The sequence below is a fragment of the Halomonas sp. WWR20 genome (genome assembly GCF_054602495.1).
On sequence record NZ_JBTRHR010000002.1, the window covers coordinates 1 to 19,436 of the forward strand.

Consider the following 19,436-nt stretch of genomic DNA (forward strand, 5'->3'; position numbering starts at 1 on the left):
CTTGAAGGTCTTGGTGACTTCTCACCCCTTCGCAGACAAGCGCCCACATGAATTACCTGATCGATTGTTAAAGAGCGTCTCGCTGAAGCGTCTGTCGACATCTTCCGGCCCTGAGGGCCTCGCCGCGAGAGAGGCGTATTCTACCGGGACGGCCGTGTTTGTCAATCCCTTGTGCGCGCTGCGATTCGCGTTCGAATCGTTTGCGGCCCGGGCTGACGGCCGTTCGAGTGGGGCGCATTCTACCGTTTCCGGCGGGCCTGTCAAGGCTTTCGTCGCCTCGCCAACGCTCGGCGAGAAACCCAAAACCCCAACGGCAACAAGGACTTGCCTCACTCTCCACCGCCTGCGACGTGTGCTCGTCGCTGGCAGCGGAGGCGTACTTTACGATCTGGCGGACGCGAACACAAGCCCTGGCGGTGAAAAAAGTTGCCAAGTTTCAGCGCGCCGGTCGGAAGCGCCCGTGGCCCGCCCATCGCCCCGGCGCAATGCAGGCCCTGAAGCCCCGTGGCAATAACGCCAACGCCCGCGCAGGGCGGGCGTTGGCGTTATTGCCTTCCTACTTATGGAAGTATCAGGTCAGTGTGACACGGGCAAAGCGTTTCTTGCCTGCCTGGATCACATAGCTTTTACCGGTTTCGAGCATAAGATCGCGAGCCACCGCCTCGCCGTCGACCTTGACCCGCCCGTTGCCGAGCATATCCTTGGCCTGAGCGCTATTGTTAACCAGATTAGCGCGGTTGAGTACTGCGGCAATCGGGGCCTGGGCGTTGCCTTCGAAATCTACCGTGACTTCAGGCAGGTCCGCGGGTAGCTCCCCTTCGGCCAGTTGATTACCGCTGGCCTTATGTGCATTAGCCGCCGCCGCCTCGTCGTGGTAGCGGGCAATCAGCTCACGGGCCAGGACCATCTTGATGTCACGCGGGTTGGCGCCCTGCTCTACGTCGCGCTTGAGGTTGTTGATCTCCTCGTTGGGCTTGAGCGACAAAAGCTCGAAGTAACGCCACATCATGCTGTCGGGCATCGATACCAACTTGTTGAACATGGCCCCCGGCGCTTCATCCACCCCAACATAGTTGCCCAGCGACTTGGACATCTTCTGCACGCCATCCAGCCCTTCGAGCAGCGGCATGGTAATCACCACCTGCGGCTCCTGACCGAAGTGCTTCTGGATCTCGCGCCCCATCAACAGGTTGAACTTCTGGTCAGTGCCGCCCAGCTCGATATCGGCTTTCAGAGCGACCGAGTCGTAACCCTGCACCAGCGGATAGAGGAACTCATGAATGGAGATCGACTGATTGGCTGCATAGCGCTTCTCGAAATCGTCGCGCTCCAGCATGCGTGCCACGGTACTTTGCGCCGCCAGCTCGATCATATCGGCGGCACTCATCTCGCCGAACCATTCGGCATTGAAGCGCACCTCGGTCAGTTGCGGGTCGAGGATCTTGAATACCTGTTGCCGATAGGTTTCGGCATTGGCCTTGACCTGCTCCTCGGTCAGCGGCTTGCGGGTCACATTCTTGCCGGTGGGGTCGCCGATACGCCCGGTAAAGTCACCGATCAGGAAGATGACCTCATGGCCTAACTCCTGGAACTGACGCATCTTGGTCAGCAACACGCTGTGGCCCAGGTGCAGATCCGGGGCGGTGGGATCGAACCCGGCCTTGATGCGCAGCTTGCGCCCGGATTCGAGCTTCTTGACGAGCTCGTCCTCCACCAGAATCTCGTGCGCCCCGCGTTTGATCAGCGCCAGCGCGCTAGAGATATCGGTCATCGTATCGATCTCCACTGAAACAGTTACCTTGGCCAATGGCCCGGAATGTTAGCATGTCTTGACCTGACGGTTGAGCGCCGTATCGCACGACGAGTTGGAGGAACAATGCCACTATTCATCGGATTGATGTCCGGAACCAGCCTGGACGGAATCGATGCAGCCTTGGTGCGCTGCGGAGAAGGCCGTTCGCAGTTGCTCGAAACGGCGGGAATCGGGATGCCCGAGACGCTGCGCGAGGCGTTACTGACCCTTTGCCAGGCATCGTCCGTCACCTTCGATGAATTGGCCAACGCAGAAATGGCCTTCTGCCAACTCCAAGCCGAGGCGGTCGAGCAGTTGCTGCTCAAGGCCCGCGTCGCACGTCAGGATATCGTCGCGATCGGCAGTCACGGTCAAACCATCGAGCATCAGCCCGAGGCGGCCTCGCCCTATACCTGCCAGCTCGACAACCCCAGCCTGCTTGCCGAGCTGACCGGCTGCCAGGTCGTCGCCGACTTTCGCCGTCGGGATCTCGCCGCGGGTGGCCAGGCCGCCCCTCTGGCACCAGCATTTCATGCGGCCCTGTTCAGTATGCCCAGCGAGTGGCGCATCATTCTCAATCTGGGCGGTTTCGCCAATCTCACATTATTGCCGCCGACCGGACATGAGCAACCGGTGCTGGGTTTCGATACCGGCCCTGCCAACGTGCTGCTCGATGCCTGGCATGCCCGCCATCGCAGCGGACGCTTCGACGAGGACGGCAAGTGGGCCGCCAGCGGCCGAGTCGATGAAGCCTTGTTGGCCCGTCTGTTGGCCGACGACTTTTTCCAGCGTCCCCCACCCAAGAGCACCGGGCGCGAGTATTTCCATTCAGCCTGGCTAGAGGCTCACCTAAGCGGGCATGAAGCGCCGGGGAATGTCCAGGCGACACTGGCCGAGCTGACCGCCGCGAGTATCGCCTTGGGCATCACCCAGGCACTCGCCACGCGCCATGATGCCATGCCCGTCACGCTGATTCCCTGCGGCGGCGGGGCCCGCAACCATGATTTGATGGCACGTCTGGCCCGGCGCCTGCCGGGCGTACAAACCGTCAGTTGCGAATCGCAGGGCTGGCCCGCCGACTGGCTGGAAGCCGGTGCCTTCGCCTGGCTGGCCTGGCGACGCCTCGAAGGCCTGTGGGGCAATCTGCCGGCCGTCACCGGGGCGCGAGGGCCACGAGTTCTGGGCGGCGTCTACGCGCCCTGAGCCGACGCGCCAAACCGCGTTCCAGGCGGGACTAGAAATCGTCCTCGTCGCGCAGGCTCAAGCGCTCGGCGGCACCGTTCGTCTGATCGAGGCCCGGCGCCTGAGCTTCACCGTATTTGATCAACATGCGCAGGTCATTGGCCGAGTCGGCATGCACCAGCGCCACTTCTTCGCTGATGCACCCGGCCTGGAACAACCCATACAGCGCCTGATCGAAGGTCTGCATGCCCAAGTCACGCGAGCGGCGCATGACATCCTTGATTTCGCCGACCTCGCCCTTGCGGATCAGTTCGCTGATTAGCGGCGACTTGAGCAGGATCTCGATAGCCGCACAACGTGTCTTGCCGTTCTGGTGGGGGACCAACTGCTGGGCGATGATGGCGCGCAGATTCAACGAAAGGTCCATCCATACCTGCTCGTGACGCTCCCCCGGAAAGAAATGAATGATGCGCTCCAGCGCCTGGTTGGCATTGTTGGCGTGCAGCGTGGCCAGGCATAGGTGCCCCGTCTCGGCGAAGGTCAGGGCATGCTCCATGGTTTCGCGGCTGCGAATCTCGCCGATCATGATCACGTCCGGCGCCTGACGCAGGGTGTTCTTCAGCGCCACCTCGAAGGACTCGGTATCGATGCCCACCTCGCGCTGGTTGATAATCGCCCGACGGTGGGGATGGATGTACTCGATGGGGTCCTCGATACAGATGATGTGGCCGCCGCTGGTCTGGTTGCGGTACTGGATCATCGACGCGAGCGTCGTCGACTTGCCGGTACCGGTGCCGCCCACCACGAACACCAGACCGCGCTTGAGCGAGGCTAGCTCACCTACCGTCGCGGGCAGTTCGAGTGCGGCGATATCGGGAATGTCGAAGGCGATGCGCCGCACGACCATGGCCGTCTGGCTACGCTGATAGAAAGCACTGACCCGAAAACGCCCCTTGCCCTGCAGGCTCAAGGCGAAGTTGGCCTCGCGTTCGGCCTCGAATCGCGCATGCTGGCCTTCGGGCACCGTGGCCAGGACCAGCTCGCGGACTTGAGCAACCGACAGCGCCTTTTCCCCCAGCGTGACCAGTTGCCCGTTGACCTTCATGCTCGGCGGTGCGCCGGTGGAGATCAGCAGGTCGGAGGCCTGCTTGTCGACCATGATGTCGAGCAACTGCTCCAGCCACTGCGCCGGTGTCATGGTGTCGCCCCTCGGTGCATGTCACCCCGCAGTCCCGTCATGCGCCGAGCCCCATACCATTGCGGGTTCTGGACTGCGCCTCCTGGCGTGCCACGACGCCTTCAGCCACCAGCCGCGACAAGGCGGCATCGAGTGTCTGCATCCCCAGATTGCCGCCGGTCTGAATGGCGGAATACATCTGCGCCACCTTGCCTTCCCGAATCAGGTTGCGGATGGCCGAGTTGGCCACCATGATTTCGTGAGCCGCCACCCGGCCGCCGCCCTCGCGCTTGAGCAGCGTCTGGGAGATCACCCCCTGCAAGGATTCCGAGAGCATCGAGCGGACCATGTCCTTCTCGTCGCCGGGGAAGACATCGATGATGCGATCGATGGTTTTCGCCGCCGAAGTGGTATGCAACGTGCCGAACACCAGATGCCCGGTTTCCGCCGCGGTCAATGCCAGACGGATGGTTTCCAGATCGCGCAGTTCGCCGACCAGAATCACGTCGGGGTCCTCGCGCAGCGCACTGCGCAGCGCCGGGGCGAACCCGCGAGTATCGCGGTGGACTTCACGCTGATTGATCAGGCAGCGCTTGCTGCGATGCACGAACTCGATCGGATCCTCGATGGTAAGGATATGATCGTAACGATGCTCGTTGATGTAGTCGATCATCGCCGCCAGTGTCGTGCTCTTGCCCGACCCGGTGGGCCCAGTCACCAGTACCAGCCCTCGTGGCAGCAGGGCCAGACGCCGGAAGGCTTCGCCCAGGTCCAGGTCCTCCATGCTCAGTACCGTGCTGGGAATGGTCCGGAACACGGCTCCGGCTCCGCGCCCCTGATGGAAGGCGTTGACACGAAAGCGCGATACGCCGGGAATTTCGAACGAGAAATCGGTTTCCAGCGCTTCTTCATAATCACGGCGCTGCTTGTCGTTCATGATGTCGTAGATCAGCTTGCGGACCTCACGATCCTCCATGGCCGGCACATTGAGTCGGCGAACATCACCGTCAACGCGTATCATCGGCGGCAATCCGGCAGAAAGATGCAGATCGGACGCCTTCTGTTTTGCCGAGAACGTCAGCAGTTCGGTAATATCCATGCGTTACTCTCGCTCCGAATAAGGTTGGCCCAGTATGCCAGATGCCCAGGTTTCCGAGTCTCTTCACCACGCGCGTCGTCGCCTGGCGTTGGCGCTCGAGGATGCCGGACGCGCGCCAGACGCCGCGCGCCTGCTCGCCGTCAGCAAGACCAAGCCCGCCACTGCGTTGCGCCAGGCTTATGCCGAAGGGCAGCGAGAGTTCGGCGAGAGCTATCTGCAGGAAGCTCTCGACAAGCAGACCACGCTGGCCGATCTCGAGGACATCGTCTGGCATTTCATCGGTCCGCTGCAATCCAACAAGACGCGCGCCGTCGCCGAGCATTTCCAGTGGGTGCATGGCCTCGACCGTGCCAAGGTGGCACATCGCCTCGCGGAACAGCGCCCCGCGGCCTTGGGGCCTCTGGACGTTTGCCTGCAGGTCAACGTCAGCGGCGAAGCCAGCAAATCCGGCGTCGCCCCCGAACAGCTCTGGTCACTGGCGGATGAGGTCATACAGCTGCCCAACCTGCGCCTGCGCGGGCTGATGGCGATTCCCGCCCCGGCCGACACGCGCGAGGCGCAGCGGCGTCCTTTCGCCACGTTGCGTACGCTCTTTACGCAGTTGCAGCGGCGCCATCCTGATGCCGCGCTGGACACCCTGTCGATGGGCATGAGCGATGATCTCGAGGCCGCCGTGCTGGAAGGCGCCACGCTGCTCCGCCTGGGCAGCGCCATTTTCGGTGCCCGTGAGCCGCGGCCATGAATATGCGCCAACCGCGTCCCACACGCCGATGCGCCCTGAAACTCTTTATCGGCGTGAACTTCGGAGAATTTACCGTATGACAAGCCACGTGACGTTTATCGGCGCCGGCAACATGGCCAGTGCCATTTTCGGCGGCATGATCGAAAGCGGCTACCCGGCCGCGGCGATTACCGCCACCGCTCCTGATGAACCGCATCTTGCGGCGCTGCAAGAGCGCTACGCGATCCATACCACGACGGACAATCACGCAGGGGTGAATCAGGCCGACGTGGTGGTACTCGCGGTCAAGCCGCAGATCATGCGCAGCGTGTGCGAGGACCTGCGCGAGGTCGTGCAGGCGCGCAGACCGCTGATCGTCTCGGTCGCCGCCGGACTCACGGCACAAACCCTCGATAGCTGGCTGGGCGGCGAGCTCGCGGTGATCCGCTGCATGCCCAACACCCCATCATTGGTCGGTGAGGGCGCCGCGGGGCTGTACGCCAATGCGCGGGTCAACGCCGAGCAAAAGCAACTGGCGACCACGCTGCTCGAAGCCGTAGGCTTGGTGGAGTGGGTCGATGACGAGATGTTGCTCGAGGCGGTGACGGCCATCTCCGGCAGCGGTCCGGCCTACTTCTTTCTGATGCTGGAAGCGCTCGAGGATGCCGGAAAACAGCTGGGGCTGCCGGCGGACAGCGCCCGGCGCCTGGCCCTGCAGACGGCCTTCGGTGCCGCCAAGATGGCGCGTCAGAGCGAATTCGAGCCCGCCGAGTTGCGCCAGCGCGTCACTTCGCCCGGCGGCACCACCGAGCGCGCCATCCAGAGCTTCGAGGATGGCGGGCTGCGCCAGCTGGTGGAAGAGGCGACGCAGGCCTGCGCCCTGCGTGCACGCCAATTGGCCGCCGAACTCGGCGACAATTAAGCCATAACACTTATTCGATACGGAGATGCCCATGGGCAGCCAATTGGGAAATGCCGGCCTGATGCTGGTGAACACACTGGTCAGCATTTATTTGTTCGTGCTGATGCTGCGCTTCTTGCTGCAGCTCTCGCGAGCGGACTACTACAACCCGATGAGCCAGTCGATCGTCAAGGTCACGCAGCCGGTCGTGGCACCGCTACAGAAACTGATCCCGCCCATGGGGCGTTTCGATATCGCCACGCTGGTTGCCGGCCTGCTGCTCAAGGCCATCGCCATCATTGTCGTGCTGCAGATCGCCGGTTACGGCATGCCGCCGATCGTGCATGTGGTGCTCGCCGCCCTGGCCGGCGTCGCCAACGCCATCTTAAAGATTTACTTCTTTGCATTGATCGTCATGATCATCCTGAGCTGGGTCGCGCCTCAGGCCAGCCATCCCGGAGCGATCCTGGTGCAGCAGATCGTCGAACCCATCATGGCGCCAGTACGGCGGGTGATTCCTCCGCTGGGCATGATCGACCTGTCGCCGATCGTGGTGTTTATCGCCATCAATCTGGTCGATGGTCTGGTGGTCGGCTCGCTGGCGCGCTCCGCGGGGATCGCCGGGGCCCTGGTCGGCTTTTGACGACGCGTGCCCCGGAACCGGTACAATGACATACCGAGAGCCGCTTATGCGGCTCTCTTTGCTGGATACGAGGAAAAGACACCCCACGATGCCCGAGACGCTTCCTCATGATTCGGTCGGTCTGGTCACTCCCCGGACGGCGCACTTTGATGACCCTCTGGCGCTGGCCTGCGGCAAGACATTGCCGGCCTATCGGCTGATCTACGAAACCTACGGCACGCTCAATGCGGCACGCGACAATGCCATCCTGGTCTGCCACGCCCTGTCCGGCCATCATCATGCCGCCGGTTACCATGCTCCCGAGGAGCGCAAGCCTGGCTGGTGGGATGCCTATATCGGTCCCGGCAAGACGCTCGACACCAACCGCTTCTTCGTCATCTCTCTCAACAACCTCGGCGGCTGTCACGGCAGCACCGGCCCATGCAGCACGAACCCGGCCACCGGCCGTGCCTGGGGACCGGAATTCCCGGTACTGACGGTGGGCGACTGGGTGCATAGCCAGGCGCGGCTGGCCGATCGTCTGGGGATCGAACGCTTCGCCGCCGTGGTCGGCGGCAGCCTGGGCGGCATGCAGGTACTGCAGTGGTCGATGGATTACCCGGAACGTATCGCCAATGCCGTGGTCATCGCCGCCACGCCACGCCTGTCGGCGCAGAACATCGCCTTCAACGAGGTCGCTCGCCAGGCCATCCGCTCCGACCCCGACTTTCAGGACGGCTGGTACGCCGCGCACGGCACGGTGCCCAAGCGTGGCCTCAAGCTTGCACGTATGGTGGGTCACATTACCTACCTGTCGGAGCACTCCATGGGCGCCAAGTTCGGCCGCGACCTGCGTACCGATGAGCTCAATTTCGGCTATGACGTGGAGTTTCAGGTCGAATCCTATCTGCGTCACCAGGGCGATACCTTCTCCACGTCCTTCGACGCCAACACCTATCTGCTGATGACCAAGGCCCTGGATTACTTCGACCCTGCCGCCGTACACGGTGGCGACCTGGCCGCGGCACTGGCCCCGGCGCAATGCCCTTTCCTGGTGGTCAGTTTCACCACCGACTGGCGCTTCGCGCCGGCACGCTCGTGGGAGCTCGTCGATGCACTGATGCGCGCCAACAAGGCGGTCAGTTATGCCAATATCGATTCGCCGCACGGCCATGACGCCTTCCTGCTGCCTCATGCCCGTTATGAGGCCGTATTCGGCGGTTTCATGCAGCGCGTGGCGCGTGAGCTGAACCTCGAGGAGAACGCCTGATGCGTGCCGACCTCAAACTGATTTACGACTGGGTTCCCGACGGTGCCCGCGTGCTCGACCTGGGTTGTGGCGACGGTACCCTGCTCGCCGCCCTGGCGCGCGACAAGCAGGTCAGCGGCTATGGCTTGGAGATCGATCCCGCCGGCATCACCGCCTGTTTGGAAAAGGGCGTCAACGTCATCGAACAGGACATCGATGAGGGGCTCGACAACTTCGTCGACGACGCCTGCGACCTGGTGATCATGACCCAGGCGCTGCAGGCCCTGCGCCGTCCCGACCGCGTGCTCGATGACATGCTGCGTGTCGCCAGCGAGTGCATCATCGCCTTTCCCAACTTCGCCTACTGGCGTCATCGGCTGTATCTGGGGTTCGAGGGGCGCATGCCGGTCTCAAAATCGCTGCCCCACGCCTGGTACGACACGCCCAACATTCACCTGTCGACGTTTCGTGACTTTGAACGCTTATGCCGCGACAAGGGTCTGACGATTACCGATCAAGCGGTAGGCAACGGCGATCACGAAGGCCACTGGAGTTCACGGTTGTGGCCCAACCTGTTTGGCGAAACCGCTATTTTCCGGGTGCGTCGCGGCTCGCAGCGCTGATCGGTCATCGCGATAGCATCTTCTCGTTCACTCATCAGGAGAAACCCCATGTACCCGCGAGCCTCGAAGGGAAAACGCCTGGGATGCTGGGCCGCGTTGCTGTTGCTTCTGGCAATGGTGGGTTCGGCACGTGCCGAGCAAATGGAGCGCGTCGGCGATTATGAGATACACTATAGCGCGGTCAATACTCGCTTTCTGACACCGGAAGTGGCTGCCGCCTACGACATCACCCGCAGCCAGGTGCAAGCGCTGCTGACCGTCAGCGTCCTCAAGCGGCTCGCCGACGGCAGCACGCGCCCGGTCAACGCCATGATCAGCGGTAAGGCGGGCAATCTCGCCGGCCAGACGGCACCGCTGGCGTTTCGCACGGTGCGTGAGGACGAGGCGATCTATCAACTGGCCACCTTTCGCATCATGGAAGGCGAGCCGATGCGCTTCTCGCTGGCGGTGACCTACGATTCCAACCAGCCTCCTGCCGACGTGGCGTTCATTCAGCGCTTCTACAGCGACTGATGAGCGCCTGAGCGGGAGAAGCGCTTGCGCAGGGCGGCGCACATATCGCCGCGTGGATGCGCCGAGGTGAACCATGCCAGGTCGAAAGGCGGTAGTTCATCCACGCTCGTCGGCAAACTATCACGCCAATCGCGCGTCGATGGCGTCACTTCGACCAGCCCCAGCGTCAGAACGGGGCGCTGAGTATAGCGAGCCACGCCCAGATTACGTCGTGCATGACCGCTGCCGCAGATCAGCAGCGCCGTGGCCGGCAAGGCGCCCAACGCCTGGGCCATGGCGCGATCACGGGCGACCTGAGCCGCCAGCATACCGTCGAGCAGCGCCTCGGGCAGCATGCCGCAGTGTCCCGCCATCAATGCCTTGCGCTGAGCGGCGTCAATCGCGAGCGGCAACTCAGGAGCCTGGTTGGCCGCGACGAGTTGCTGAATGGCGGCGCGTGGCAGATTGGCAGCCCGCAGCGGCAGCCCACGTTTCAATACCGTCCTGATCAGCGGGGCGTAGGCGGCCCAGTCCCAGCCACGGTTCCAGTCCAGGGCCGCCGCCAGCGCCGCGTCATCCAGTTCGGCGAGTTGCATCGGAGAAACCGTCAGTCGTGACTGCTGCGATGCGTCGAGCATTTCCATGGCGACGCCCCCCAAGCGGCCCCGTTCCGCCAATTGCGTGATGATCCAGGACTCCAGGCGATGGTGTTCGGGGTTGTCGTGGCGTTCACCGACGATGACCGCCGAGGCCGACTGAAGGCGCTCGAGAAGCTCGGCGGAACTCAACCAGCGATGCTGGTGCAGATCGTATACCCTGCCGACGCTCGACTCCGGCGCGAACGCCCATACGGCAGGCGCCTCAAGCGCGCCCAGTACCGCCCATGCCGCCAGCCCTTTCAAACAATCGCGTCGCTGCATGAGCGTGCTTCTCCATGATCTTGTGGCGCTGCTGTCCGTCGGCTCTCGCCCACGATTCCCGTTGCGTACCTGCGGCGCGCCATTCAGTCGACGTGCCAGGGTATCCCCACCTGACGCGAGAGTGAGACCGGCAGACGCTGCGTCAGGCGAATCTCGCGTGGCATACCTTCATGACAGGACCACTGGCAGCCATAGGCGAGCAGCTCCACGCCTTGATCTGCGGCCTGCCGCAACATCGCGGTATAAGCCGGATCGATATGGCCCGCCGGTGCTACATCGCCGAGCCCCTCATGCGCTGCACAGAATAGCAGCACGGCTCGGTGACCCTCGGCGGCCAGACGTGCCAGGACTTCGAGATGCCGGCGTCCGCGCTCGCTGACGGCGTCCGGAAAATAGCCGTGGCCGTCGACCTCCTTGAGCGTAACCTGCTTAACCTCGACGAAGGCGGTGGCCCGCGGCGGCGCCTCGAGGCGGAAATCCAGCCGCGCATTGTCGACCCGCGCTTCGCGCTTGATCAGGGCATAGCCGCTCAGCTCAGGAATCGCGCCTGCGCGCAGCGCCTCCTCGACGATCGCATTAGTGCGCCCGGTATGCACCGACGCCCGCTCGAAGCCGCCGCGGCCGTCGGGCAGCTCGATCAACTCCCAGGTCCAGGCCAGCTTGCGGGCCGGGTTGGTGCTGGGCGCCAGCCATACGCGGGCGCCCGGCACGTTGACTGCACGCATCGAACCGGTGTTGGGACAGTGGGCCACCACCCTCTCCCCGGTGTCGAGGCGCACATCGGCCAGAAAGCGTTTGTAGCGGCGTTGCAATACGCCGGCGACCAGCGCGGGATATTCCATGATTGGCCTTACTGACGAGAGAGGAAGCGTTCGAGACGTGACATGGCCTCTTCCAGGCGTGCCACGCCGGTGGTGAAAGCGATACGCACATGCGTCTCGCCGCCGTGCACGGCAAAGTCGATGCCCGGCGTGATGGCGACGTTCTCCTCTTCCAGCAGCCGACGGCAGAAATCCTGACTATCCCGGGTATAGCGCGATACGTCCAACCACACATAGAACGCGCCCTGCGGCGGCTGGGAAGGCGCCAGTCCCAGTCGTGCCAACCCGGTCAGCAAGGCATCACGGCGGACATGCAGCTCCCGCCGGCGCCGCTCCAGTTCATCGCGGCATTCGGGAGTGAACGCCGCCAATGCCGCATGCTGGGATAACGTCGGAGCCGCCAGGAACACATTCTGGGCCAACCGCGACAAGGGCTCTATCGCCGCCTCGGGGGCCACCAACCAACCCAACCGCCAGCCGGTCATGCCGAAGTATTTCGAGAAACTGTTGACCACGAAGGCCTCCGGCGCCACGGCGACGGCCGAGAGGGGAGCCTGATCGAAGGTCAAGCCCTGATAAATCTCGTCGACCAACAGATAACCTTCGCGTCTGCGCACCGTGTCGGCGACCGCCGCCAGCCCGGCGGCATCCAGCATATGACCGGTGGGATTGGAGGGCGTCGCCAGCATTGCCATGCGGGTTTGCGCGCGCCAGTGCTGCGCGATCAACGCCGCGTCCAATTGCCAGCCGCTCTCGGGGCCGACCGGGACGACATCCACCTCGGCCTCGGCCAGAGCCATGAAGTGGCGGTTGCACGGGTAGGTCGGGTCGGCCATGAGCACCCGTCGCCCGCGCTCGGCGAGGAGCTGACTGGCCAGCAGCAAGGCGCCGGAGGCGCCTGGCGTCACCAGAATGCGCGCGGGATCGACTGGAGCGTTGAAATGCTCGGCATAGTGATCGGCGATGGCTTCGCGCAGGCGCGGCAAGCCTCCCGCCGGGGTATAGCGCGTCTCACCATTGGCCAATGCCTGTTGCCCGGCACGCATGACCGGTTCGGGAGTCGGGAAATCGGGCTCGCCAACTTCCAGGTGGATCACGTCATGGCCCATGGCCTCGCGCGCCTGGGCCGCTTCCAGCAGCCCCATGACGCGAAAGGGATGTACATGATCGAGGCGGGAAGTCCAGGCCATCCACGGCTCCTGTGGCATGAGTGAGAAACGCGGCAATGCGAAAAAGCGCATTCTAACCGAGACGACAGCCCGCGACAGCGCGTCATCGCGAACAATAGTTGCAATGTGGGGACTTTTTCGCTAAATAAGCAAGGCTTCGGGCGGGCGACCCCTTGCCCCACCCCGGCCGGGCATCGGCCCAAGTCACTTGCGTAACATGAGGCAGCCCCATGCCAGTAGCGGAAAAGAAAGCGGAAGCGCCAAAGAAATTCATCCCGTACGAGCCAGCGCCGGGTGAAGAGTACATGAACGAGAAGCAGCTGGAGCACTTCCGACAGATCCTGCTCGGCTGGAAACAGGATCTCATGGAGGAAGTGGACCGCACGGTGCGCCACCTGCAGGAAGAAGCGAACAACTTCGCCGACCCCGCCGACCGTGCCACGCAGGAAGAGGGATTCAGCCTGGAGCTGAGGACCCGCGATCGCGAGCGCAAGCTGCTCAAGAAGATCAACGAGACCATCGAGAATATCGACGAGGAAGATTACGGTTACTGCGAAGCCTGCGGCGTCGAGATCGGTATCCGTCGCCTCGAGGCGCGCCCCACCGCGACCCTGTGCGTTGACTGCAAGACGCTTGCGGAACTCAAGGAAAAACAGCTCGGCGGCTAAGGCTGCCGGCAGGTCGCAAACGGGCACCCTGGGGTGCCCGTTTGCATTTGTGCCGATCGAATCAGGAGTCGCCATGTCGCCTTATGTCGGCCGCTTCGCTCCGACCCCCTCAGGCCCCCTGCATTTCGGCTCACTGGTGGCGGCGCTGGGCAGCTACCTGGAGGCTCGTCATGCCGGAGGGCGATGGCTGCTGCGCATCGAGGATATCGACCCACCGCGCTGCCCGACGGGCGCCACCGAGACCATACTGCGCCAGCTAGAGGCGTTCGGGTTGTACTGGGACGGCGCGGTACGCTACCAGCACGACCGTCACGCCGCCTATCAGGAGGCGCTCGAGCGGCTGATCGCCTCCGGCATGGCTTACCCTTGCAGTTGCTCGCGCAAGGAGTGGCGCGAACATGCCGTGTATCCCGGCTGGTGTCGTGATGGCCCACGCCGCCCCGAGCGACCGCTCGCCTGGCGCCTGCGCAGCGACAAGGGGCTGCGTCCGGTGACGTGGCAGGATCGCCTGTTCGGAGCCCAGTGCTTCGATCCCGCTCACCTTGGCGACGTGATCCTCAAGCGCAAGGATGGATTATGGGCCTATCAGTTGGCAGTGGTGGTTGACGATGCTGACCAGGGCATCACCGACGTGGTACGCGGCGCCGATCTGCTCGACAACACGCCCTGGCAACGCCAGCTTCAACATGCGCTCGACTTACCGCCGCCGAGTTACCTGCATCTGCCGTTGATCGTCGGCGCCGATGGCCAGAAACTCTCCAAACAGAACCTGGCGCCGGCCCTATCCCTTTGCGACGCGCAGGTTCGGCCGCTGCTGCATCAAGCGCTTCAGGCATTGGACCAAGCGCCGCCTGCCGCGCTGTCCACCGCTCCGGTGCATGAGCAACTCGCTGACGCGCTGGCGAGGTGGGACGTGGCGCGCCTCAACGCCCGTCAGCACCGCCGCGAGCCATAATTCTATTCGACCCAGGTCGTGTTGTGGGACGCCCCGCGGCCTGCCTAGACTCGGACCTCTCACGTTATCCGAGCGCCGTTATGTATGTGTATCGCATCATGCTGTTTCTGGTCTTCGGCGGTTATCTGCTCTCCCCCCTGCTGATGAGCGGCTGGGCGAGCCCAGGCAGCGCCTGGTATCGCCCCTTTCTGATCTGGGGGGTGCTGATCGCCCTGTCGGTGTGGCTGGAACAGAAACGGGCCCTGGATGAACAACGCTAATCTGATCGGCGGTCTGGGACTCGGGCTCGGCTACCTGATGCTGCTGTTCATAGCTGCCGTCGCGGTGGAGCGTCGCCGGGTGCCGGAACGCATCGTTCGTCATCCGGCGGTGCATGCACTGGCGTTGGGCGTCTATGCCAGCGCCTGGGCCACCTACGGCAGTTTGGAACTGGCGGCGGAAGCCGGCTACGGTTATCTCGCCTATTACCTCGGCGTTGCCGGCGCCTTTCTGCTTGCGCCGGTGCTGCTCTCCCCTATCCATCGTCTGACCCGGACCTACCAGCTCGCCTCGCTGGCCGACCTGTTTGCCTTTCGCTTTCGCAGCCGCTGGGTGGGCACGCTCATCACGCTGGTGACCTTCTTTGCGGTCATGCCGTTGTTGGCGCTACAGATCCAGACCCTCGACAATGCTTTAGGACATCTCACCAGCCGCACATTGAGCACCTGGCTGACGGTGCTGTTGTGCCTGGTCAGCGTGCTGTTCGCCATCCGCTTCGGTACCCGCCAGGCGGCCAGCCAACGCCAGGATTCCCTGCTCGCTATCATTGCGCTGGAGTCGCTGGTCAAGCTCGCCGCCATGCTTGCCCTCGGCCTGTTTGCGTTGTACGGCGTATTCGAGGGGCCCGCCGACCTGCAAACCTGGCTCGACGGTGCCGGCCAGACATATCAACATGACGTGATGCGCCTCGACGCCGGTCAGTGGCGAACCTTGCTGCTGCTGTTCTTTGCGGCGGCCTTTCTCATGCCGCACATGTTTCACGTGGTCTTTACCGAAAACCCCTCGCGTCAGGCGCTGTTCCGGGCCAGTTGGAGCCTGCCCCTCTATCTGCTCGGCATGGCGTTGCCGATTCCGTTGATCTTGTGGGCCGCCCAGCGCCTCGGCATGCAACAGGGTGCCGCTTACGCCGGCTTCATGCTGTCCGATGCCTGGTGGGTCGATGCCCTGGTATTTCTCGCCGGGCTGGCCGCTGCTAGCGGTACGCTGATCCTCGTCTCGCTGTCGCTGTCCGGTATGCTGCTCAATCATCTGGTGCTCGTCGCGCATCCTCCCGACAACCGCGACAACCTGTATCGCTGGCTGCACTGGCTGCGCTGCGCGCTGGTGGCTGCGGTCATCTTCTGCGGCTGGCTCTTCTACCGCCTGGTCGGCATTCATCATGATCTTGCGATGCTGGGGATCAACGCCTTCGTGGGCATGGCTCAGTGCCTACCGGGGATGCTCGCCGTGCTCTACTGGCCGGGAGCCAACCGCAAGGGCATGGTAACCGGCTTGCTGGCCGGTACCGCCATCTGGCTGCTGGGGCTGTGGTTGCCGCTACTGGCCGGGGATGGACTGTGGGTATCGGCGCCCATCGCGCTGGGAGCACTGGATATCCAGACGGACGGGTACGCCGTGACCTTGCTCTCGTTGACGGTGAATATCGTGAGTTTCATTGCCGTGTCTCTGATCACACGGACATCGGAGGGCGAGCGCGCCGCGGCGGAAGCCTGCTCGGTGGATGCCGTCATTCACTCCAAGCGCTTGCCCCTGGCCGCGCATAACGGCGACGATATCCGGCGGCGGCTCGTTCCGGCGCTGGGCGCCGAGGTGGCCGACCGGGAGGTGAAGCGGGCGCTGGCCGAGCTTGACCTGTCACCGTTGGACGCACGGCCCTATGTCTTACGCCGCCTGCGTGACCGCATCCAGGTCAATCTCTCGGGTCTGATGGGCCCCGCGGTGGCGCAGGACATCGTCGACCGCTCACTGCCCTACCAGCCGAGTGCTCGCCCCGCCAGCGATGATATCTACTATGTGGAGAGCCGCCTGGAGGCCTACCGGTCACGACTGCGCGGCTTGTCGCGTGAGCTGGACAGCCTGCGCCGCTATCATCGCCGCACGCTGGCTCAGCTACCGGTGGGCCTGTGCGCCTTCAGCGACGAGGGCGAGCTGCACATGTGGAACGACGCCTTGGCAAGCCTCTCCGGCATTGCCGGCAACAGCGTCATCGGCGCGCGGCTCGATAACCTGCCGGCCCCCTGGGGAGAACTGCTGGGAAGGATTCTGCAGGCCGACGACGCCCAGCTGTACAAGCAGGGCGTGACCCTCCAGAATCGCCAGCGCTATCTGACCCTGCACAAGGCGACGCTGCTGGCCATCGAAGGCGAACGCGGCGGAGTCGTCATCCTCGTCGAGGACCACAGCGAAATGAAGTGGCTGGAGGACGAACTGCGTCACGCCGAACGCTTGGCATCCATCGGCCGGCTTGCGGCAGGTGTCGCACATGAAGTCGGCAATCCCGTCACTGGCATCTCCTCGCTGGCGCAGAACCTGCGCTACGATACCGAGGATCCGGTTATTCTCGAGACGGCGGAGCAGATGCAGCAATTGACGGCGCGCATCTCACGCATCCTGCAATCGCTGACCGCCTTCGCCCATGGCGGACGGCATGCTCAGCCAGCCAGCCACGAAGCGGTCGAGCTACGCGAGGTCACCGAACAGGCCCTGCACTTGATCCATCTCGCCCGCTCGAGTCAGGATATCAGCTATCGCAATCGTTGCCCCCAAGGCCTGAGTGTGACGGGCAATGCCCAACAACTGACCCAGGTACTGGTCAACCTGCTCGGCAATGCCCGGGATGCTAGCCCCTTGGGGGGTGAAGTCACCATCGAGGCTTACCCGGAGGAGGGGCATATATGCCTGAGCGTCACCGACACGGGTCAGGGCGTCGCAGCGCAGGTTCGCAACCACCTGTTCGAACCGTTCACCACGACCAAACCGCCCGGCCAGGGCACCGGACTCGGCTTGTCCTTGGTCTATAGCATCGTTCAGGAGCATCACGGACAGATCCACATCGACTCGCCGCCTGCGGGACAAGCATGCGGGACGCGTGTCACGGTGTGGTTTCCCTTCACTCAAGACAAGGGCGAAAGATCTCATGAGCCGGATATTGATCGTTGAAGACGAAGGCGTCATTCGTACCGCGCTCAAGCGCCTGCTCGAGCGTAACGGCTATCTTGTCAGCGAGGCTGAATCGGTCGACGCGGCACGCACACTCGACCCGGGCAGCTTCGATCTGGTCATCAGCGACCTGCGCCTACCCGGCGAGCCCGGCACTGCAATGATCGGCCTGGCGGCTCCGGCACCGGTATTGATCATGACCAGCTATGCCAGCTTGCGCTCGGCGGTGGAAGCGCTGAAGCTCGGCGCGGTGGACTATATCGCCAAGCCTTTCGATCACGACGAGATCCTCGCCACCATCGGACGTGTGATCGATGCCCATCATGGCCAGGCGGCTGGCGTTGGCGAGACTGTCGGACACCGAGCACCTTCCGAGATGATTGGCGAGTGTGCGGCCATGCAGCCCGTCTATGAACGCATCCGCAAGACGGCCCCGGCCCATGTCACCGTCCTGATTCAGGGCGAATCGGGGACCGGCAAGGAACTGGTGGCCCGCGCCATTCATCGCCAGAGCCAACGCGCCCAGGCGCCGTTGATCTGTGTCAATTGTGCCGCCATTCCCGAGACGCTGATCGAATCGGAACTGTTCGGCCATGAAAAGGGGGCCTTCACCGGCGCGACCAGCGCTCGCACCGGTCTGGTAGAAGCGGCCGACGGCGGCACGTTATTCCTCGACGAAATCGGCGAACTGCCTCACGACGCCCAAGCCAGGCTGCTGCGCGTGCTACAAGAAGGCGAGATTCGCAAGGTGGGCTCGGTAGAGACGCGGCATGTGGATGTCCGGCTGATCGCTGCAACTCACCGCGACCTGTATACCCTGTCGCGCACCGGAGAGTTCCGTCTCGATCTTTACTACCGGCTCAATGTCATGCAGATCGACCTGCCCCCCCTGCGCGAGCGTGAAGACGATATCCTGCAGATCGCCGATGTCCTGCTCGCCATGACCTGTCAGCGTCACGGCCGGGAGGGGTTGCGCCTATCGCGCAACGCCCGTCGCGATATCCGCGACTACCCCTGGCCAGGTAACGTTCGCGAACTCGAGAACGCCCTGGAGCGAGGCGTCATCCTGGCCGAAGGGCACCTCATTCACCCCCACGACCTAGGCCTGCCCGATATGCCTTGTCGGCGCCCCCCTCCCAGCACGCCATTGTCTCCTCAGGAAACAATGGCCGCCGACGTCGAGGAAGACCTGTCGCTGGAAGACTACTTTCAGCATTTCGTGATCGAGCATCAGGATCAGATGAGCGAAACGGAGCTCGCCCAGAAACTGGGGATAAGCCGCAAATGCCTGTGGGAACGTCGGCAACGCCTGGGCATCCCGCGCAAAAAGCCTACACGGCAACGCTCCGCCTGAAGACATGAGGCACGCTACCGGTACCCGACCCAGGACTGCGACCATGGTCTACCTGTCACCCTCACATCTTTACTACTGCCCGATAGCCGTCAAGCGGACCTATTTTGCACCAGTTGTTACCATCTCACCCAGCCAATGCTCCGTTATGCTCCACCCTGGGTAACACCCCGCAGGCACACGACTAACGGAACCTTGCCCATTAAAACTAAACACTTGTTATTAAACAAAAAATCATCAATTGGCACGCACCCTGCTCTAAGTTAATCCAAGAAAAACAACAACCGGACATCATCGTACCGCCACCAAAAACAACAACGCGCTACGAGGGTGCATACCCGACACCACAATCACAACGACAACAGTGGCGGGCATGTTCACGTATCTCAGGGGCTAAATAACAATAATCCCCAGAATGCGAGTCGACCATCAACAATAACATCAGGGTCGGAATCCGGACGTAACCAGGACGCGACGTTCCCAGCGCGAGCCCTAT

18 protein-coding genes are annotated in these 19,436 nt (G+C 63.2%); 12 read left to right on the top strand and 6 right to left on the bottom strand.

The window, feature by feature from the left end; genetic code table 11:
- Window positions 1–571 precede the first annotated feature (571 nt).
- On the bottom strand, window positions 572–1,771 hold the full coding sequence (tyrS, locus tag ACW4DH_RS03300) for a tyrosine--tRNA ligase (RefSeq protein ID WP_459634938.1): 1,200 nt from the start codon (window positions 1,769–1,771) through the stop codon (window positions 572–574).
- Between the two features lie 105 nt (window positions 1,772–1,876).
- Here tyrS and ACW4DH_RS03305 point away from each other — a divergent pair, with 105 nt between their 5' ends.
- Complete coding sequence (locus tag ACW4DH_RS03305) at window positions 1,877–2,995, top strand: anhydro-N-acetylmuramic acid kinase (RefSeq protein WP_459634939.1); 1,119 nt, start codon at window positions 1,877–1,879, stop codon at window positions 2,993–2,995.
- A 31-nt stretch (window positions 2,996–3,026) separates the two neighbouring features.
- Here the strand turns inward: ACW4DH_RS03305 and ACW4DH_RS03310 are convergent, their stop codons facing one another.
- Both ACW4DH_RS03310 and ACW4DH_RS03315 read right to left on the bottom strand, forming a co-directional pair.
- Window positions 3,027–4,172: a PilT/PilU family type 4a pilus ATPase gene (locus tag ACW4DH_RS03310; protein ID WP_459634940.1), complete on the bottom strand. Its 1,146-nt coding sequence runs from the start codon at window positions 4,170–4,172 to the stop codon at window positions 3,027–3,029.
- A 37-nt stretch (window positions 4,173–4,209) separates the two neighbouring features.
- Window positions 4,210–5,250, bottom strand: a complete 1,041-nt coding sequence (locus tag ACW4DH_RS03315) for a type IV pilus twitching motility protein PilT (protein WP_459634941.1) — start codon at window positions 5,248–5,250, stop codon at window positions 4,210–4,212.
- 34 nt (window positions 5,251–5,284) lie between these two features.
- Between ACW4DH_RS03315 and ACW4DH_RS03320 the strand changes: the two genes are divergently transcribed.
- The 6 genes from ACW4DH_RS03320 to ACW4DH_RS03345 all read left to right on the top strand — a co-directional run bounded on the left by ACW4DH_RS03320 (window position 5,285) and on the right by ACW4DH_RS03345 (window position 9,879).
- Window positions 5,285–5,992, top strand: a complete 708-nt coding sequence (locus ACW4DH_RS03320) for a YggS family pyridoxal phosphate-dependent enzyme (protein WP_459634942.1) — start codon at window positions 5,285–5,287, stop codon at window positions 5,990–5,992.
- Between the two features lie 76 nt (window positions 5,993–6,068).
- Window positions 6,069–6,893, top strand: a complete 825-nt coding sequence (gene proC / locus ACW4DH_RS03325) for a pyrroline-5-carboxylate reductase (RefSeq protein WP_459634943.1) — start codon at window positions 6,069–6,071, stop codon at window positions 6,891–6,893.
- A 31-nt stretch (window positions 6,894–6,924) separates the two neighbouring features.
- Window positions 6,925–7,515, top strand: coding sequence for a YggT family protein (locus ACW4DH_RS03330; protein ID WP_459634944.1), 591 nt, complete (start codon window positions 6,925–6,927; stop codon window positions 7,513–7,515).
- 88 nt (window positions 7,516–7,603) lie between these two features.
- Entirely contained in the window at window positions 7,604–8,764 is a 1,161-nt protein-coding gene (gene metX / locus ACW4DH_RS03335) for a homoserine O-succinyltransferase MetX (protein ID WP_459634945.1), read from the top strand.
- Complete coding sequence (gene metW, locus ACW4DH_RS03340; protein ID WP_459634946.1) at window positions 8,764–9,366, top strand: methionine biosynthesis protein MetW; 603 nt, start codon at window positions 8,764–8,766, stop codon at window positions 9,364–9,366. Before metX ends, metW begins: the two co-directional genes overlap by 1 nt.
- 48 nt (window positions 9,367–9,414) lie before the next feature.
- A complete protein-coding gene (locus ACW4DH_RS03345; RefSeq protein ID WP_459634947.1) occupies window positions 9,415–9,879 on the top strand; it encodes a DUF4426 domain-containing protein in 465 nt (154 codons plus the stop codon).
- Here the strand turns inward: ACW4DH_RS03345 and ACW4DH_RS03350 are convergent.
- The 3 genes from ACW4DH_RS03350 to ACW4DH_RS03360 form a co-directional block, all read right to left on the bottom strand.
- Window positions 9,867–10,778, bottom strand: coding sequence for a ChaN family lipoprotein (locus tag ACW4DH_RS03350; protein ID WP_459634948.1), 912 nt, complete (start codon window positions 10,776–10,778; stop codon window positions 9,867–9,869). The genes ACW4DH_RS03345 and ACW4DH_RS03350 overlap by 13 nt on opposite strands.
- An 83-nt stretch (window positions 10,779–10,861) precedes the next feature.
- The gene (sfsA, locus tag ACW4DH_RS03355; protein ID WP_459634949.1) at window positions 10,862–11,620 is read right to left on the bottom strand and encodes a DNA/RNA nuclease SfsA; all 759 of its coding nucleotides are present in this window, start codon (window positions 11,618–11,620) and stop codon (window positions 10,862–10,864) included.
- Between the two features lie 8 nt (window positions 11,621–11,628).
- Complete coding sequence (locus ACW4DH_RS03360; RefSeq protein ID WP_459634950.1) at window positions 11,629–12,789, bottom strand: aminotransferase class I/II-fold pyridoxal phosphate-dependent enzyme; 1,161 nt, start codon at window positions 12,787–12,789, stop codon at window positions 11,629–11,631.
- Between the two features lie 209 nt (window positions 12,790–12,998).
- Between ACW4DH_RS03360 and dksA the strand changes: the two genes are divergently transcribed.
- From dksA to ACW4DH_RS03385, 5 genes are all read left to right on the top strand, one after another.
- Entirely contained in the window at window positions 12,999–13,436 is a 438-nt protein-coding gene (dksA, locus tag ACW4DH_RS03365; RefSeq protein WP_459634951.1) for an RNA polymerase-binding protein DksA, read from the top strand.
- Between the two features lie 73 nt (window positions 13,437–13,509).
- Window positions 13,510–14,391 carry a tRNA glutamyl-Q(34) synthetase GluQRS gene (gluQRS, locus tag ACW4DH_RS03370; protein ID WP_459634952.1) on the top strand — a complete coding sequence of 294 codons (882 nt, stop codon included), beginning with the start codon at window positions 13,510–13,512 and terminating at the stop codon, window positions 14,389–14,391.
- 80 nt (window positions 14,392–14,471) lie between these two features.
- A complete protein-coding gene (locus ACW4DH_RS03375) occupies window positions 14,472–14,651 on the top strand; it encodes a hypothetical protein (protein WP_459634953.1) in 180 nt (59 codons plus the stop codon).
- Window positions 14,638–17,589 (top strand): ATP-binding protein, encoded by a 2,952-nt coding sequence (locus ACW4DH_RS03380; RefSeq protein WP_459634954.1) that lies wholly within the window; start codon window positions 14,638–14,640, stop codon window positions 17,587–17,589. Before ACW4DH_RS03375 ends, ACW4DH_RS03380 begins: the two co-directional genes overlap by 14 nt.
- A complete protein-coding gene (locus ACW4DH_RS03385; protein WP_459634955.1) occupies window positions 17,567–18,943 on the top strand; it encodes a sigma-54-dependent transcriptional regulator in 1,377 nt (458 codons plus the stop codon). The genes ACW4DH_RS03380 and ACW4DH_RS03385 overlap by 23 nt, the downstream gene beginning before the upstream one ends.
- Window positions 18,944–19,436 lie beyond the last annotated feature (493 nt).